The sequence below is a fragment of the Neorhizobium sp. P12A genome, assembly GCF_008365395.1.
GTDB lineage: Bacteria > Pseudomonadota > Alphaproteobacteria > Rhizobiales > Rhizobiaceae > Rhizobium.
The window spans coordinates 1,049,772-1,066,753 of sequence record NZ_QOVX01000002.1; the positions used below are offsets into that span (position 1 = coordinate 1,049,772).

The 16,982-nt window shown below is 60.0% G+C and carries 17 protein-coding genes and 1 pseudogene; 6 read left to right on the top strand and 12 right to left on the bottom strand.

All coding sequences use genetic code 11. The features are described from left to right. Window positions 1–15 precede the first annotated feature (15 nt). Window positions 16–987: a class A beta-lactamase gene (gene bla / locus DTW90_RS11180; protein WP_149338248.1), complete on the top strand. Its 972-nt coding sequence runs from the start codon at window positions 16–18 to the stop codon at window positions 985–987. 91 nt (window positions 988–1,078) lie between these two features. Here bla and DTW90_RS11185 read toward each other — a convergent pair whose 3' ends face one another. The 3 genes and pseudogenes from DTW90_RS11185 to DTW90_RS11195 form a co-directional block, all read right to left on the bottom strand. Beyond that, window positions 1,079–1,561, bottom strand: a complete 483-nt coding sequence (locus tag DTW90_RS11185; protein ID WP_149338250.1) for a hypothetical protein — start codon at window positions 1,559–1,561, stop codon at window positions 1,079–1,081. An 87-nt stretch (window positions 1,562–1,648) separates the two neighbouring features. After that, a pseudogene (locus DTW90_RS11190) lies at window positions 1,649–3,979 on the bottom strand (glucose/quinate/shikimate family membrane-bound PQQ-dependent dehydrogenase). Between the two features lie 242 nt (window positions 3,980–4,221). Next, the gene (locus DTW90_RS11195; RefSeq protein ID WP_149338252.1) at window positions 4,222–5,727 is read right to left on the bottom strand and encodes a protein adenylyltransferase SelO; all 1,506 of its coding nucleotides are present in this window, start codon (window positions 5,725–5,727) and stop codon (window positions 4,222–4,224) included. Between the two features lie 94 nt (window positions 5,728–5,821). Here DTW90_RS11195 and DTW90_RS11200 point away from each other — a divergent pair, with 94 nt between their 5' ends. After that, window positions 5,822–6,082: a ribbon-helix-helix domain-containing protein gene (locus DTW90_RS11200; RefSeq protein WP_149338254.1), complete on the top strand. Its 261-nt coding sequence runs from the start codon at window positions 5,822–5,824 to the stop codon at window positions 6,080–6,082. A 3-nt stretch (window positions 6,083–6,085) separates the two neighbouring features. Then, complete coding sequence (locus DTW90_RS11205; RefSeq protein WP_149338256.1) at window positions 6,086–6,394, top strand: type II toxin-antitoxin system RelE/ParE family toxin; 309 nt, start codon at window positions 6,086–6,088, stop codon at window positions 6,392–6,394. An 18-nt stretch (window positions 6,395–6,412) separates the two neighbouring features. Here DTW90_RS11205 and DTW90_RS11210 read toward each other — a convergent pair whose 3' ends face one another. Next, complete coding sequence (locus DTW90_RS11210; RefSeq protein WP_132517579.1) at window positions 6,413–6,604, bottom strand: hypothetical protein; 192 nt, start codon at window positions 6,602–6,604, stop codon at window positions 6,413–6,415. A 26-nt stretch (window positions 6,605–6,630) separates the two neighbouring features. Beyond that, on the bottom strand, window positions 6,631–7,587 hold the full coding sequence (locus DTW90_RS11215) for a homocysteine S-methyltransferase family protein (protein ID WP_149338258.1): 957 nt from the start codon (window positions 7,585–7,587) through the stop codon (window positions 6,631–6,633). Between the two features lie 225 nt (window positions 7,588–7,812). Between DTW90_RS11215 and DTW90_RS11220 the strand changes: the two genes are divergently transcribed. After that, on the top strand, window positions 7,813–8,424 hold the full coding sequence (locus DTW90_RS11220) for a TetR/AcrR family transcriptional regulator (RefSeq protein ID WP_132517575.1): 612 nt from the start codon (window positions 7,813–7,815) through the stop codon (window positions 8,422–8,424). Between the two features lie 87 nt (window positions 8,425–8,511). Beyond that, window positions 8,512–8,778 carry a type II toxin-antitoxin system ParD family antitoxin gene (locus tag DTW90_RS11225; RefSeq protein ID WP_132517573.1) on the top strand — a complete coding sequence of 89 codons (267 nt, stop codon included), beginning with the start codon at window positions 8,512–8,514 and terminating at the stop codon, window positions 8,776–8,778. A 25-nt stretch (window positions 8,779–8,803) separates the two neighbouring features. Here the strand turns inward: DTW90_RS11225 and DTW90_RS11230 are convergent, their stop codons facing one another. From DTW90_RS11230 to DTW90_RS11240, 3 genes are read right to left on the bottom strand one after another with little or no spacing between them, the layout of a single operon-like run. Further along, on the bottom strand, window positions 8,804–9,331 hold the full coding sequence (locus tag DTW90_RS11230) for a DUF1697 domain-containing protein (RefSeq protein ID WP_132517571.1): 528 nt from the start codon (window positions 9,329–9,331) through the stop codon (window positions 8,804–8,806). Window positions 9,332–9,357: 26 nt separating this feature from the next. After that, entirely contained in the window at window positions 9,358–9,957 is a 600-nt protein-coding gene (locus tag DTW90_RS11235; RefSeq protein WP_246664921.1) for a class I SAM-dependent methyltransferase, read from the bottom strand. A gap of 13 nt (window positions 9,958–9,970) precedes the next feature. After that, the gene (locus tag DTW90_RS11240) at window positions 9,971–12,064 is read right to left on the bottom strand and encodes a S9 family peptidase (RefSeq protein ID WP_132517567.1); all 2,094 of its coding nucleotides are present in this window, start codon (window positions 12,062–12,064) and stop codon (window positions 9,971–9,973) included. Window positions 12,065–12,356: 292 nt separating this feature from the next. Here DTW90_RS11240 and DTW90_RS11245 point away from each other — a divergent pair, with 292 nt between their 5' ends. Beyond that, entirely contained in the window at window positions 12,357–12,743 is a 387-nt protein-coding gene (locus tag DTW90_RS11245; RefSeq protein WP_132517565.1) for a DUF930 domain-containing protein, read from the top strand. 33 nt (window positions 12,744–12,776) lie between these two features. On the opposite strand, the gene DTW90_RS11250 is transcribed toward DTW90_RS11245, so the two are convergent. The 4 genes from DTW90_RS11250 to DTW90_RS11265 all read right to left on the bottom strand — a co-directional run bounded on the left by DTW90_RS11250 (window position 12,777) and on the right by DTW90_RS11265 (window position 16,904). Then, on the bottom strand, window positions 12,777–14,042 hold the full coding sequence (locus tag DTW90_RS11250) for a DUF4010 domain-containing protein (RefSeq protein ID WP_132518086.1): 1,266 nt from the start codon (window positions 14,040–14,042) through the stop codon (window positions 12,777–12,779). 77 nt (window positions 14,043–14,119) lie between these two features. Next, window positions 14,120–15,205: an acyltransferase gene (locus tag DTW90_RS11255; RefSeq protein WP_149338262.1), complete on the bottom strand. Its 1,086-nt coding sequence runs from the start codon at window positions 15,203–15,205 to the stop codon at window positions 14,120–14,122. A gap of 464 nt (window positions 15,206–15,669) precedes the next feature. Beyond that, window positions 15,670–15,990, bottom strand: a complete 321-nt coding sequence (locus tag DTW90_RS11260; protein WP_149338264.1) for a chaperone modulator CbpM — start codon at window positions 15,988–15,990, stop codon at window positions 15,670–15,672. Between the two features lie 2 nt (window positions 15,991–15,992). Next, window positions 15,993–16,904, bottom strand: coding sequence for a DnaJ C-terminal domain-containing protein (locus tag DTW90_RS11265; protein ID WP_149338266.1), 912 nt, complete (start codon window positions 16,902–16,904; stop codon window positions 15,993–15,995). Between the last annotated feature and the right edge of the window lie 78 nt (window positions 16,905–16,982).

The window sequence follows — 16,982 nt, forward strand, 5'->3', positions numbered from 1 at the left end:
CCGGAGAACTTCACAATGCTTGAGTCGATCACCCGCCGCCGCCTTCTGGCCGGCTCGGCTTTGCTGCTTCCCGCCTTGACGCTGACGCCGTCCCTAGCCGTCGCGGAGCAGGCCCAGCCGACGAAGCCGGCGGATACTGCGACCCCGCCTGCCGATGAAAACACGCAGGATCAGCAGAAGACTGAGGGCGAGGGAGACGACGCCGACAAGCAACTCGCCGAGCTGGAAAAGAAGACCGGCGGCAGGCTCGGCGTCGCGGTGCTGGATACGGAAACCAATATTTCCCTCGGCTACCGCGAGAACGAGCGGTTCTTCATGTGCAGCACCTACAAGGCGCTGGCCGCCGGCTTCGTGCTGGCGCGAGCCGACAAGGGCGAGGAAAAGCTCGATCGCCGCGTCATGTTCGGCAAGGATGCGCTCGTCTCCTATTCCCCGGTCACCGAAAAGCATGCCGGCACTGACGGCATGACGGTCGCGGAGCTCTGCGAAGCCGCAATCACCATGAGCGACAATACGGCAGGCAACCTGCTGCTCGACAGTTTCGGCGGACCTTCCGCACTGACGGCATGGCTGCGGGCGACGGGCGATGACGAGACCCGGCTGGATCGTCGCGAGCCAGACCTAAACGAGGCGAAGAAGGGCGATCTGCAGGACACGACCACGCCGGATTCCATGCTCGACACGATCGGATTGCTGACGCTTGGCGATACGCTGAGCGAAGCCTCCCGCAACCATCTCATCGACTGGATGGTCGCCGACAAGGTCGGGGATGCGCGCCTCAGGGCCGGCGTCCCGAAGGACTGGAAGATCGGCGACAAGACCGGCACCGGCAACAATGGCGCGCTCGGCGACATCGCCGTGATCTGGCCACCGGATCGCGGCCCCTTCATCGTCGCCGTCTACATCGCTGAAGCGACTGCGCCGATGAAGGATCTGAACGACGTCTTCGCCGCAGTTGGCAAGCTTGTGTCAGGTATGGCGAGCTGACTTTCTGACCGTAAAAATATTGCAGATCAAATAGATAAGGCGGAGATGCGAATCTCCGCCTTATCTTGTTCATGCGATGCCGTAGTTGGTCTCAGACGAGTGCGAGGGCCGATGCGGCGCTGTCGCTTGTATCGGTGCTGTCGTTCTTGCTGTCGTCACCGAGCTTCTGCTTGATTTCCTGGGCGATCGCGTCGTTGATCGCCTTCTGCTGATCGGAAGGCAGCGCGTTGAACTGGTCTTCCGTCATATTGTGTTCTTCGAGATACTGCGCGCGGATCTTCTGGGCCGGCGTCATGTTGGCCAGGTCGCCGAATTCGTCTGCGATAGACTGGCTTGACGGACCGTCCGTGCCAGGTTGGTCGGTCGATGCCGGATCGTCGGCCTGGTTGATCCAGAAGGACGACAGCGACGAAGGCACGCCGCTCGACGCGACGGAAGGCGCGTTCGACTGCTGCTGCTGCTGGTCGCTGGTGTCGTCCGGAAGAGAAAACGGGGTATCGTCATCCGAGTCGCTGCTAGGCTGCGACTGGAATATGCTGGTGTAAGAGCTCTGCAGGCTGCTGTGAACTTTCATCGGAGTATCTCCCTTGGGCTGACGCGAAAATGACTCGCCAAGCCTGTCCGGGCCTTGCGCTCTGACGTGGATCGCCGATTGGGATGCTCAGGGCAGCGTATAGGAAATGACGTAGTCTCCGGGCTTCGTGCCGAGCGAGCCGTGGCCGCCGGCGACGATCACCACATATTGCTTGTCGCCGACCGCATAGGTCATCGGCGTGGCCTGGCCGCCGGCCGGAAGGCGGCCCTCCCAGAGCTGCTGGCCCGTTGTCACGTCATAGCCGCGCAGATAATTGTCGACGGATGCAGCAAGGAAGGCGACGCCGCCCTTGGTGACGATTGGTCCGCCTATGCCGGGCACGCCGACCTTGAAGGGCAGGGGCAGCGGCGTCATGTCGTGCACGGTGCCGTTCTTGTGCATATAGGCGATCCGGCCGGTGCGAAGGTCGGCACCCGCGACATAGCCCCATGGCGGAGCCTGGCAGGGAACGCCGATCGGCGAGAGGAACGGCCCCATGAACACGCCGTAGGGCGCCCCTTCATTGCGGTTCAGCCCTTCTTCGCTGGCTTTTTCGTCCTGTCCCTTCGGCGGAATCTGGCTGGCGGGAACGAGCTGCGAGGTGAAGGCGAGATAGGTCGGCATGCCGAACATGATCTGCCGCTCCGGATCGACGGCAATGCCGCCCCAGTTGAAGGTCCCGAAATTGCCGGGATAGATGATCGAGCCCTGCAGCGACGGCGGCGTGTAGCGGCCTTCGTAATGGAGTTGATGAAAGCGGATGCGGCAGGCGAGCTGGTCGAACAGGGTGATGCCCCACATGTCCTTCTCCTTCAAGGGATCGGGCATGAAGCTCAGCGAGGATAAGGGTTGGGTCGGAGACGAATGGTCTTCCGGTATGGTTCCGCTGGGTGCGGGCACCTCCCTGACCGGAATGATCGGCTGGCCGTTACGTCGGTCGAGAACGTAGATATCGCCCTGCTTGGTGGCGGCGACAAGGGCAGGCACAGTGCTGCCATCGGGCTTCGTGATGTCGAGCAGGGTGGGTTCAGCCGGCACGTCCATGTCCCAAAGGTCGTGATGAACCATCTGGCGCACCCACTTGGCCTATCCGGTATTGATGTCGAGCGCGACGACGGAGGACGAGTATTTCTCGACATTGGCGCTGCGGTTCATGCCGAGCTGGTCGGGCGGCTGGTTGCCGAGAGGCACATAGATCATCCCAAGCGCCTCGTCGACGCTGGAGACCGACCAGCTGTTCGGCGAGTTGGTGGTGTAGGTCTGTCCGGGCGGCAGCGGCGCCGTCTGGTCGGGATTGCCCGAATCCCAGTTCCAGAGCAGTGCACCGGTGTTGATATCGAAAGCCCGGATGACGCCGGACTGCTCCTGCGTCGAATAATTGTCGTTGACCGCGCCGCCGACGATGATCTTGCCGGCGACGGCGACGGGCGGCGATGTCGAATAATAATAGCCGGCCGGATTGAACTTCATGTTCTGGGTGAGATCGAGCGTGCCCTTGTTGGCAAAGCTGGCACAGACCCGGCCATTGGCGGCATCAAGCGCAATCAGCCGGGCATCCGAGGTCGGCAGGTAGACGCGATCGGCGCAGGGCGTTCCCGGTGCCGCCGATGGTTCGTGATAGTAGGTGACGCCCCGGCAGGTCTGGTGCTGGCGGTTGGGGTTCATGCCGGAACTGGAATCGTATTTCCATTTCTCCTTGCCGGTCGCCGCATCGATGGCGACTGCCCAATTGTGCGGCGTGCAGAGGTAGAGCGTGTCTCCGATTTTCAGAGGCGTGACCTGATAGGTCGTCTCGCCCACGTCGTCCGGCCGCCGCTTGTCGCCCGTCTCATATTGCCAGGCCACTTTCAGGCTGGCGACGTTGGAGGGCGTGATCTGGTCGAGCGGCGAGTAGCGCTGGCCGAGCGGCGTGCGGCCATACTGGTGCCACTCGCCGGGCGGAACGCTGTCAGTAGGTGCAGCGCTCGCCGTGACGACACCGGGCAGGGACCCCTCGAGATCGTGCCGATCCGTCGTCATCGAATAACCCGCTGCAATGATGCCGAGAATGACAGGAACGGCCAGCGGCCACGGATTGGCGGGATAGTACCCGGTCGAGCTTCGAAAGCCGAGCGGCCTGCGGATCCACGGCGTCAGCAGCCACAGCCCCAGGAGGATGATGAGGCCCCCGCGCGGACCGAGTTGCCACCAGTCGAAGCCAACCTCCCATATCGCCCAAATCAGGGCCGCAAGGACAAGAAACGCATAGACCCACAGCGCGATGGCCTGCCGCATCATCAGCAGCACGGCCGTGATCAGGAACATCAGCCCGGCGAAGAGATAAAACGGGCTGCCATCGAGAGCGATGAGCCAGCCACCTCCGCCGCTAAGCGCCAGTCCAATGAGGATGAAGAGGATGGAGGTGAGGACGATCGCCATGAACGCAGTCTCCCGCTGATCGAAGGCAGGCAAGGACACGACGGAAGGTTGTGGAAAAAGTAGTTCGCCATCCGACAAAAACGCAGATAGCGCGAAGAATGGGGCTTTCAATGGCCGGAAACAGGCTGTGGTGGTTATAGAAAACCGAGGAATTTCAGCGGATTTACGGGCACGAAGCCCGTTGATCCGGGACCTCGCGGAGGCCTGTCAACGGGCGCGTTCAATCCTTCCGAAAGCGATCCTCAGGTGCCGCAGAATGTCTGCAGCACCCGTTCGGAGGGCTGCGGCGGTTCGGCATAGGGCGCAAAATCAGGCTGATCCTCGTAGGGCTTGGCAAGGACAACGAGAAGCGCCTCGAACAGCGAGAAATCACCGTCTTCGACCGCCGCTTCGATTGCCTGTTCGATCCGATGGTTGCGCGGAATGAAGGCAGGGTTGACCTGCCGCATGGCTTTCGCCCGTTCCGCCGGCGATTGCGGGTCGCGAGAGAGACGCTCGTGCCAGCGGGTCAGCCACGGACTGACCGCCTCGGGCATCTTGAAACTGGCTGTAAAGGCCGCTTCGTTCGCATCGGTTTCGGCCGAGGCCGAAAGGCGGCGGAAGGTGAGGGTGAAGTCCGCTTCCTGCTCGTGCATCAATGCGAGCAGCGCCTGGATGAGGTCGAGATCGCCGTCTTCGGCAATCGCAAGGCCGATCTTGCGGCGCATGCCCTCCAGCCAATGGATCTGGAAGCGTTCGCCATAGCCCTTGATGATCGCATTCGCCAGATCCACGGCCTTGTCCTGGTCCGCATCGAAGAGCGGCAGCAGGGTCTCGCCCAGCCGCGCAAGGTTCCATTGCCCGATCGCCGGCTGGTTGGAATAGGCATAGCGTCCGTTTCGGTCGATCGAAGAGAAGACCTTTGCCGGATCGTAGGTGTCCATGAAGGCGCAGGGACCGAAATCGATCGTTTCCCCTGAAATGGTCATATTGTCCGTATTCATCACGCCATGGATGAAGCCGACATGCAGCCAACGCGCGATCAGCGACGCCTGCCGCTCTGCTACCATCTTGAACAGGGCGAGATAGGGGCGAATGCTTTCCTTGGCCCGAGGGTAGTGGCGGTCGATGACATAGTCGGCAAGCGCCTTAACGCCATCGGTATCCCCCCGCGCGGCGAAGAACTGGAAGGTGCCGACGCGGATATGGCTCGCGGCCACGCGGGTGAAAACGGCGCCGGGTAGGACCTCCTCGCGATAGACGGGCTGGCCTGTGGTGACAGCGGCCAGCGCCCTTGTCGTCGGAAGGCCGAGCGCATGCATGGCCTCGCTGACGATATATTCGCGCAACACCGGCCCGAGTGCGGCGCGGCCATCCCCACGGCGTGAAAACGGCGTCTGTCCGGCACCCTTCAGCTGGATATCGCGGCGCTTGCCATTGCAGTCGACGACTTCTCCGAGCAGGATCGCCCGCCCATCGCCAAGCTGCGGCACGAACTGACCGAACTGATGGCCGGCATAGGCCATCGCCAGGGGCTCCGCGCCTGATGGCACGAGATTGCCGGAAAATATCTGCGCGCCGTCGCGGCGCAGGGCTTCGACATCAAGCCCAAGCTCCTCCGCGAGCGCTTCGTTCAGCTTGATCAGCTGCGGCGCTGTCGCCGTCGAGGGAATCTGCCGCGCAAAGAAATGCGCGGGCAGCCGGACGTAGCTGTTGTCGAACGAAAAGGGCGCCTGGAGCGCGGTGCTGTCGTCTAGGGAGAGGCTCATGATGGTAAGGTAGGGTCGCGCGGCAGGTGGCGCAAGGCAGTTGTTGATGGTAGGATATAATCCTACTTTATCCTCCCGCCGATAGGAGAGAGACATGAACGAGAAGCTGAGCATCACGTTGCCGACGGAAATGGTGAATCTGATCAAGACGAGGGTGGAAGCGGGGGACTACGCCTCCACCAGCGAAGTGCTGCGCGAGGCGATGCGCGTCTGGATGCGGCAGGAAGAGGAACACCGGGAACGCATCGCTTCCATTCGGGCGCGCGTCAAAGCTTCGTTGGATGATCCGAGGCCAAATTTGGCCGGCGAGGAAGTGAAGGCCAAGCTTTCCGATTTCTTTGAGAAGCATCGCTGATTTATGAAGCGATATCCGGTGGAATATCGCCCTAGGGCTTCCGAAGATCTTCTCGACATTGCGGCTTATATTCTCGATCAGAGCCAGAACATAAATACGACAGAAAGCTATCTTGATCGCATCCAGGCTCGATGCACAAGGATCGGCGACGCCCCTCTCGGTGGCGTCGCGCGCGAAGACCTTGGCCCTGGTATCCGCATGACCGTCTTCGAAAAGAGTGTGGTGATCCTCTATACGATCGAGGCTGAAACCGTCTGGATCACCAACGTCTTCTCCGGCGGCAGGGATTACGAGACCCTGTTGAAAGCCTGAGAGCGCTTCCGGCAGGTGTCAGAACCGCCACTCATCCTTTTCATGCAGCCGTCCGTCGCGGTGAAAGCCGATATCCTCTTCCGTGTGCGAATCCAGAGTGTCGAAGTGGGGGAACCCTTTGGTCGGCCGCGAGCGTAACCTCGTAAAGAGGGTATTGATTATGGGCAGCAGACCATGCTGCTCGTTCGACTGTGGTTGTACCTTCGTCATCGTCCCATTCCTTTTTTTAGTTTGTATCAGGCGCTTGCCGCTCGCTGCGGCAGGCAGGCCTCGCAGATGGCCGCGATGTGCCGCTCATCTGTGCCGCAGCAGCCGCCAAGAACGCGCATATGCGGCATGCGGCTGACGAGATGGCTGTACCGGCGTCCAAGGTCTGCAGGATCGCCTGCATCCAGCGTATCGCTCTCGTCCAGTTCGGTGTGGCTCATTTTCGAGGCATTGGCCCTGAGCCCTGCTATGCGCTTGATCCAGCGGCTGTCATGATCGAGTACGCCCTCGAAATGGCTCGGATGGGCGCAGTTGATCATGTAATAGGCCGGTGCCGCATTCGTGGCGGCATCGACGCTCTCGATCGCGTCGCGGAGCGTACGTCCGGTTACAAGATGACCGTTTGTCTCCACGGTGAAGGAGATCACACAAGGCATGTGGTATTTCTTAGCCGCGGTTGCAATACCGATTGCCTCGTCAATGTTGGTTAAAGTGAGTGCCGTCACCATATCGGCTTCCGTGCCGGCGAAAGTGGCGATCTGCGCGCTGTGATAGTCCTCTGCCTCGGCGGCACCCATGTCGCTGGCCTTGTAGCCGTCGCCGCGCGGTCCCATCGAGCCGTTGATGACGATCGGCACCTGAGGCCGCTCATATTCACGGCGCAGATCAATCAGCAAATCGACTGCGCTCTCGTTCAGCGCCTTCAGCGCCTGAGCGTCATAGCCGAGCTTTTCGCCCCAGTCCGCATTGGCGCGCCATGTGGCGGTATCGAGGATGAAGCCCGTCCCGTGCTGGCGGGCAATCGCCAGATAACGCCGATAGTACTGCTTCAGCTGCTCGCGTCCCTCCGGCCGTTCCAGAAGAATGACGGATGCAAAATGCGGCAATTCCACGCCATCCTGGAAGATGAGGCTTGTTTCCATGCCCCCGTCGCTCAGGAATAATCCATCGCTGATTTGCGGCAGGCTGTTCCTATACTTAGCCATGTTGATCTCCAGCTTTCGCTTGTCGTTTGACCTTCGCAATGTGGGGCATAGTCAGGAGGATGGCGTATTATCGCATGCTAAAATAGAAGGCTTGCGGTACACTTAAGCGAGAAAACTTGATCGTTATGCCGATTCAAGGGCTTAAGGGCCAGGTTTCGAGAAATGGAGAGGATGACTTTGGGTTAGTCGGTCTAGGGAACCGCACCGCCGGTACAGGAGTCGCTAATGCGTAAGGGTGAAGAAACGCGTGTCAGGATCCTGGAAGTTGCGGAGGCTGCCGTCCTTGCCAAGGGCTTCGGCGGAACCTCGATCGACGAACTGATCGCCGAAACCGGTATCACCAAGAGTGGCTTCTTCTACCATTTCCGTGACAAGAACGAACTCGCCAAAGCATTGCTCTATCGCTACATCGAGGCCGATGAGAAGATCTACGACGACATCTTCGGCCGCGCCCGCGAACTCGTGGATGATCCGCTGCAATCTTTCTTGCTGGGCCTGAAGCTTCTTTCGGAACTCCTTGCCGACCTACCGAATGGCCACCCCGGCTGCCTCGTCGCGACCATGTGCTATTACGAGCGCGCCTTCGACCGGGAAATCCAGGCGATCAATCGCGAGGCGGCACTGATGTGGCGCCGGCGCTTCCGTGGCATGTTTGAGGAAATCACGGCAGTCCATACGCCGCGCGAGCCCCTTGATGTCGACCAGCTCGCCGACATGGTCTCGACCGTCGTCGAAGGCGGAATCGTCATTTCAAAGGCGCTGAAGGAGCCCAGGGCGCTTGCAGATCAGGTTCTGGTATTTCGCACACTGGTCAAACTGCTTTTCCACCCTATGTAGGGGTTCCATCACGCTTTGTGACAGCGCGTTGTCTGACCGTTGAGCCGGTGGTATATTGCGCGCCGCACGCTTCCACGGGAGGTTTACATGCCAATGAACGAGAAGCTGACAGTCGAACTCTCCAAAGCACAGGCAGGCGCCCTCCGCCGGGCGGTCGCATCGAGCACCTATATCGATACCGACGAAATCATGGCTGAAGCCTTGAACGATTGGTTTGCCAAGCGCGATGCCATGGCGAGCGATATCGAATTGCTGAGAAGGCTTTACAACGGCAGCGCGGCCCGAGGGGAAGTATGCCCGGTTGATTTTACCGGCCTCCGCAAGGCTTCGCATCAACAGTTGAGAAGCGCCTAGCGCTTCCCGGATATTAAACGGGCGATCATCCCTCACCATCCTCGAGCGCGGCTGCCATTTCGGCAAGCTTGATCGTGGTGTTGAGATTTCGTGAGGTGCCGACCTTGAGCGCGGGAAGCTTCAGCTTCGACCGGCCCGACCCGTTTGGATAATGCACATAGATCTCCCGACCGGCGATGCTCACCTCTTCGCCATCCGGGGCGACAAGCTTGTCCAGCGCATCCTTAGGCGGCGGTTCGGGCAGGAAATAGACGAGCAGGAAACTCGGCTTGGCATGCGGAAAGGGCGATCCCCCGGCTGCAGCATCGAGTTCTTTCCGGCTGCGCAGCATCACGCCCGGCGACGCCCCCATTCTCTCGGCAAGCGCTGTCTCAAGCCGCTTCTGGACGCTTGCCTTCGGCTCATCGGAACGGAAGACTACATTGCCGCTCTGGATGTAGGTGGTGACATCGGTAAACCCGAGCCCCTCGCAGATCGCTTTCAATTCGGCCATCGGCAGGGCGCCGGTACCGCCAACGTTGACGGCTCTGAGCAGTGCGACATAGGCGGGCATTCGTTTCCTTTCCAGGCTTCTCCGCTCTATTTGCCTTTGATCGCCATCACGTAGAGCCAGTCGGTTGGCTTGCCATCATAGCCACCCCCACGATCCGCCACGAGCGAAATGTCTTCCCAGGCGACAGTCGAATAGAGCTCTCGCAACCAGTTCTCCGAGGGGTAATTGTAGTACCTGCCGAACTGGTCGCGCCCTTCCGCGTCCCCTGCCTTGAAGCTGGCGAAGAAAGCGCCGCCCGTCTTCAGGGCGATATGAATGCGCAAGATAATTCCCGGCAAATCGACCCGTGGCACATGGAGGAGGCACGCATTTGCCCATATCCCGTCGAATGCCTCGACCGCGTCGAGATCATTGAACAGGAGGTGCGCCACCGGCCTTCCCAGGCGCTTTTCGGCGGCCTCTGCCATCTCAGGCGTTCCATCCGTGGGGCTTACATCGAAGCCTTGAGATATCATCACCTCGCTGTCCTGCCCCGCGCCGCATCCGAGTTCGAGAACGGAGCCTCCGGCAGGTAACACGGACATGAATCTATCGAGATGGCGGTAGTTCGGCTTTGCGCCCCTCGATGCGTAGGCGACAGCCTCCGTGGCATAAAACCTTAGGGTATTACCATCCTGTGCCGTCACGGATATCTCCCGGTCACATCTTGCCCGCGACCTTGATCGCAAACGCATATTCGAACGCGATCTCTTCCAGCCGCTGGAAGCGTCCGGAGGCGCCGCCGTGGCCGGCGTCCATGTTGGTCTTGAGCAGGATCGGTCCGTCGCCCGTCGTCTTGTCGCGCAGCTTGGCGACCCATTTTGCCGGTTCCCAGTAGGTGACGCGGGGGTCGGTCAGGCCGCCGAGCGCCAGGATCGGCGGATAGGGATTTGCCTCGACATTGTCGTAGGGCGAATAGCTGGCGATCTGGTCGTATTCTTCCTTGCTCTCGATCGGGTTGCCCCATTCCGGCCATTCGGGCGGGGTGAGCGGCAGCGTGTCGTCGAGCATGGTGTTCAAAACGTCGACGAAGGGAACGGCAGCGATGAGGCCGGCGAACTTTTCCGGTGCCATGTTGGCGACCGCGCCCATCAGCATGCCGCCGGCCGAGCCGCCTTCCGCAATGATGCCGGCGTAAGACGTGAACTTCTCTTGATTCAGATAGTCGGCGGCCGCGATGAAGTCCTTGAAGGTGTTGGTCTTCTTGCCCATCTTGCCGTCTTCGTACCAGGCAAAGCCCTTGTCCTTGCCGCCGCGGATATGGGCGATGGCATAGACGAAGCCGCGATCGGCGAGTGAGAGGCAATTGGTATTGAAGCCGGCGGGAATGGTGATGCCATAGGCGCCGTAGCCATAGAGCAGGCAGGGCGCAGAACCGTCGAGCGGCGTATCCTTGCGATAGAGCAGGGTTACAGGCACCTGTTCGCCGTCCCAGGCCGGCGCAAAGACGCGACGGGTGACATAGTCGTCAGGATTGTGGCCTGACGGCACTTCCTGCGTCTTCAGGAGTGTGCGTTCGCGCGTCACCATGTTGTAGTCGTATAACTGCGACGGCGTCGTCATCGACGAGTAGGAGAAGCGGATGACATCGGTGTCGTATTCGGCAGCACCCTGCAGGCCGAGCGAATAGGCCTCCTCTTCGAAGGCGATGGCATGTTCCTCGCCGCTGCGGCGATCGCGGATGATGATCTGCGGCAGGCCGTCCTTGCGCTCCAGCCAGAGAAGATGGCGGGCATAGGCCATGTGCGACAGGATCAGCGTGCCGGGCTTGTGCGCCACCACCTCGCGCCAATGTTCCTTCTCTGGCGTGGCGACAGGCGCCTCCATGATCTTGAAATCCTTGGCGCCGCCATCATTGGTGAGGATGTAGAAGACGTCGCCGCCCTCGGTCATCTCGTATTCGATGCCGGTCTCACGCGCTGCAACAACCTTCGGCTCCGCCGTCAGGTCCTTGGTGGAGAGGATGCGGTATTCAGATGTCTCGTGGTCGTGAATGTCGATGAACACATAGTCGTCGAGCAGCGAGCCGCCGACGCCCATGAAGAAGCCCGCGTCGTCTTCCTCGTAGACCAGCCTGTCCTGAGATTGCGGCGTGCCGACGACGTGATGAAAGACCTTCGACGGCCGGTGGTTCTCGTCCAGCGCCGAATAAAGGAAGCTTTTGCCATCGGGCGCCCAGACGCCCCCGCCACCGGTATTCTCGACGATATCAGGCAGGTCTTCGCCGGTTTCGAGGTTGCGGATCTTCAGCGTGAAATATTCCGACCCCTTGTCGTCATAGCCCCAGATGCCGTGGCTGTGGTCGGTGGAATGGTCGATGCCGGAGAGACGGAAGTAGGACTTGCCGGCATTTTCCTTGTCGCCGTCAAGCAGGACTATCTTCTCGCCGCCATCGCGGGGCGTGCGGAAATAATGCGGCTGCTCGCCGCCGGTCACATAGAGCGTGCCATAGGCGAAAGGGCCGTCCTTCACGGGAACGGAGGAATCATCTTCCTTGATGCGGCCCTTCATCTCGGCAAAGAGCGTCTTCTGCAGGTCCTTGGTGTCGGCCATGGCAGCGTTCATGTAGATGTTTTCCGCTTCCAGATGCTTGCGGATATCGGCGTCGAGGATCGAGGGATCCTTGAACATGGCCTGCCAATTGTCGGCGCGCAGCCAGGCGTAATCATCGGTGCGGGTAATGCCGTGGCGTGTGTCGCTGGCCGGCCGCTTCGGGGCTTCGGGGGCGGCGGGAAGATCCTTGAATATCGGCACGGCGATCGCTTTCTGCTCTAAGCTTGTGAAGGCTGCTGGTGGAAGAGAGATAGAGACCGGCACGCGCCGGATCAAGCGCCAACTGGCCTCCTCCATCCTCGCGCAAGCAAGCCTCTGTATGGTTTCCTGATTCAGCGGAATGCGGCAACGTGGCTCCACGTTGCCTTGATGTCACCACATTCTTTAACAAAGTGCCGTAGCCTTGGGACAAGTCTGTTCAAGCGTTTAGGCGGGTTTTTGCCTTGTTTTGCGCCTGATTCGGGCTTGGAAATAAGCAAGGGACTAGTGATTCATGCTGAAATTCGTCGCCGTTCTGCTGCCGGCCGTCTGCCTCGCGACCTCTTCTTTTGCGGTCGATCCGAAGATCAAGCAGCAGCTGCAGAAGCTCGATCCTTCCGAGCGCATGGAACAGAGCTGCGACACGGAGGCGATGCGCAAGATCGCAGCTGAAGACGGCTATAAGCCCGACAAGGTGATCGCCTACACCTTCAGCGACCCCGACATGGGCGAGAACTCGATCAAGGCACCGGGCGCCGTCTTCCGCAGCAAGGGCGACTGGTATCATCTCACCTACGATTGCGTGACAGGCCCCCATCACATCAACGTGCGCTCGCTGGATTTTCAGATCGGCCAGAAGGTGCCGCGCGATACCTGGACGAAATATTACCTCTACGATTGACGCCGCTGCCTGTCCCTAGGCGAGCCGGTTTCATCAGCTGATCATGGTCGCACCAGCATAACCGGCGGCGCCGGCAACGATGCCGATGATCGTTGCGATGCTGAACGGTATTGAGTAACCGCGATCGCCGAAAACAATGGCGAGCACCATCTTCACGATCAGATTGACGGCTGCAGCCAAGAGGATCGCGGTCGCAGCGATTTCCTTGGTGAGCACCGAGCCAACCATCTGCGCCGTCGACAAGGTGATGGCATCGACATCGGCGACCCCCGAAAGCAGGGCGACGCCGTAGATCGTCGATGTGCCGACGCGCTCGATCATCACGCGCGACAGGCACATGATGATGCCAAGGAACGCCCCGAACCGAAGCACCGTCATGAGTTCGAAGGGATTGTCCAGATGGACATCAGCGGCACCCTTTTCGGACGCCGACCGCCTCGCCAGCCAGAAACTCGCCACGAGAAGGACGAGAATGACGGGAGCGAGCGCCACGGCCAGCAGCGGCACGAGAACGGGAGCCATGATGCCGCTGATGACAAGCACGCGCCCGATCGATAGCGCCCCCGCGATCGAGGCTCCCGCCGCAAGGTTGGTTGCGGCTTGTGCGCTTGCGGCGGACATGCGGGCGAAGGACAGGGTGACGGCGGTCGACGAGATGAAGCCGCCGGCAGCACCGCTGAACAGGATCCCGTATTTCGGTCCGACGATGCGTATCGCGAGATAGCCGGCATAGGAAATGGCGGCGATCATGATCGTCAGCAGCCAGAGCTGGAACGGATTGATGGAATTCCAGGGGTCGACCGTCCTGTCGGGCAAGAGCGGCAGCGCCACCAGCGTCATCGCCAAAAGCACGAGTGCGGCCCTGAGTTCGAGCCAGGTAAGATTTCTAAGGAATCCGTGCAGGCTGTGGCGCGCGGCGAGCAGCGCCGTCGCGGCGACGCCGCCGGCCGCCGCGACCGACATGTTCGAAACAACAGCCACGGTTCCCAGCGCGAAAACGACGAGCGCGGCCACCACGCTGGTGACGCTGTAATCCTGGCTCTGCTCTGCTTCAAATCTCTTGAAGACCACGAAGGCGATGCCGAACACGACGAGCAGGGCAGCCGGCAGCATGGGACCGACGAATGGCTGCAGAAACCCGGCGAGCCCGCCGAGAAAACCGGTAAGGCCGAAGGTTCGGATGCCCGCGGTTCGCTTCCCCGCCGCTTCCTCGCGCTCCTGCCAGCCGCGTTCGATGCCCACGAGGACGCCGATTGCAAGCGCAAGACTAAGACGCTGGAATGCCTCGATGATATCCATTGCCCGATGGTAGCGGATTGCGCCTACCGGCGGCATCTATCTTTAGTCGTAGCCGAATTTTCGCAAGTCGTCGCAAATCAGGCGGCGGCGACCGCTTCCTGACGCGGGCGCCATAGTCGGCGTAGGCCGTTCTGCGCCCTGACCTCGAAGAGCATGTAGCTCACCGTAGCAAATACGACAGCTATCGCGAAATATATTGCGATGACCAAGTAGAAGCCGATCGCATGAGGAAGCTTCGTTTCCGCTGCCACAAGGATCTTCGGAAAAAGCGTGACCAGCAGCGCATGAACGAGGTAGAGCGAATAGGAAATCTTGCCGAGGAAATACGAAACCGGATTGTCGAATATCGATTTGGCAATGGGTCCTTCGAAGGACGAGGAAAAGACGAGAACGGCGATGCCAATATAGGTTATCTCGTCACCGAGGCCGCCATAGATCGAGATGCCGATCAGCAAGAGCGAGGCCGCAACCGCAATATCCCACTTGCGTTTGTGCTGCGTTACCAGCGGCGCAACCTTGAAGAAACTCATACCGATGACAAAGCCGCACAATGCACGCAATGTCGGATAGTACGTATCGCCGAAAACCACGTCGAGTCGTCCTTCGACGCCGATATTCAAGGAGGCTATGAGCAAAATACCGGCGTAGGCGACAACAAGGCTTACGATCGCCGATGTGATGTTGCGCAGGACGGCAAGGACCAAGAACGGGAACACGATATAGCAGAAGACTTCAACGCAGACCGACCATGAGGGACCGATGATGGGTCGGGCATTGATCGCCCAAGTCCCCAGCATGAAAAAGTTCGATATGAAGTCGACAGGCGTGAAGTGGCCGAGTGCGCCGTCGCCGCTGACGTTGACGATCAGCTTTGCGATGTAGAGCAGCATCAGGGCGAAATAGGCAGGATATATTCGGCAGAACCGCCGATACATGAACTGAAGGTAATCCCGCCACTGGAAGCGATGCTGAAATGTCTTCGCATAGCTGAACGCCAGCACGAAACCGCTCAGGATGAAGAAGGCGTCGACCGACATATAGGCGCCGCTGAACGTCAGTGGACTGGAAGGCGCGATCGTCTTGAAGGTGACAAAGTGGTAAAGGGCAATGAGGGAAGCGGCCAGACCTCTGATGCCCGTAAACGTTCTAATTTCTTTCGCCATACCACCATGATCCAAAAAATAGTGCGGACAAAGGCCATCTCACCTGTCGATATCGACCCTGCCGATATCGACAGGTGAGATGGCCAGCCAAAATTTGCTTGAAAACGCCAATGACGCTCTCGTTTTAAGCAATACGATGTAGTCTTCGTTTGTCGGCTAGATATAATTCAGTAATTCTGAAAGAACATCCGGCCACAGGTTCGCACAACAATTTCGGAAAGAATAGTCGTGCCGCGCTAAAAATAACCAAAAGGTTAATCGCGTGGTTCAAATGCAATACTTCGTTGCCGCACCGATACCAAAGCATCTCGCGCAAAGGTGTGAAGCGGTTTTGCGACAACGACATGCAGCAACAAGGACCTAAAGTGCGGCAAGCGAATCCTAGAGATCGCGACGCGCTTTAGGTCCGGCAGCATGGTATGCGGCACCCAAATCCGTCAGCGGACGGGTCTTCGCCGCGATCTCTATTCGGCGATAGTTTCTATTTTGGCAACGATGCGCCGCCTTACCGCTTCATCTTCCGCGTTCAGCGCCTCGACCAGTTCGCGCAGCGTGCCGCGCAGGCTGTGGACCTGGTCGAGCAGATCCATGGCGACATCCACGCCTGCCTCGTTGACCCCCATCGTATCGATGAGATCGAGGATCAGGCGGCCGCGCGCGACATCGGCGTCGCGAAATTGCCGCCCCTTTTCCGACGACCGTGGAACGACCCAGCCCTGTTCGACCCAGACGTCCAGCACGGTCACGTCGATCTTCAGGCAGACACGGAATTCAAGCTCGTCCATGGTCATGCTCCCATGTTCTTTCTCGGATCATATGTCTTGCCTGCCTCCCAACCCTCCACGAAGGCGGTGAGAGCGGCATCGGCTCCTTCGGGGAGCACGACCTTCAACGTCGCATAGGCGTCTCCGGCTTCGCCATTGCGCTTCGGCACGCCCTTGCCCTTGAGACGCAAGGTCTTGCCGGTATTCGAATTGGGCGCAAGCGTAACGGCAACGGCGCCGCCCGGGGTCGGCACGCGGATCTTGCCGCCGAGCACCGCTTCGCTGAGCGAGATCGGCAATTCGAAACGGATGTCGTCGCCATCGCGGGTGAAGAAGCGATGCGGGCGAACATGGACCTCGATCAGCGCATCGCCGGCTTGCCCTGTGCCGATGCCGGGCTCGCCCTTGCCGCGCAGGCGCAGGGTCTGGCCGTCGCGCGTGCCCGGCGGGATGCGGACGTCAAGCGCCGGACCGGTTGGCAGCGTAATCTCAGTCGTGGTGCCGTTGATGGCATCCAGGAAATCGACTTCCATGGAATAGTGACGGTCCTGTCCCGGCATTCCCGTCTGTCCTCGGCTGCGGCGTGTGAAGAAGCTGGAGAAGAGATCGTCCGCATCGCCGAAATCGGCAAAGCCGCCGCTATTGTGATAGGGACCGTTCGGACCCTCGGCATTGGCATAGTCTCGATAATAGTTGCGCGGCGCCTGCTCGACGCCGTCGATATCGATCTCGCCACGGTCGAAGCGGCCACGCTTCTCTTCGTCGCCCACGATGCCATAGGCGGCCGACACCTGCTTGAATTTTTCCTCGGCCTTGCTGTCGCCGGGGTTGAGGTCTGGATGCAGCTTCTTGGCAAGCTTCCGGTACGCGCTCTGGATTTCCTTTTGCGAAGCGTCCTTTTTCACGCCAAGAAGCTCGTAGGGATCACGGCTCATGGATGTCTCCGATTGGTTAAGCGGAAAGATATGTATCGCCCGCTATCAAGACAACCGCCGTGGCCAGCATTTGTTGGC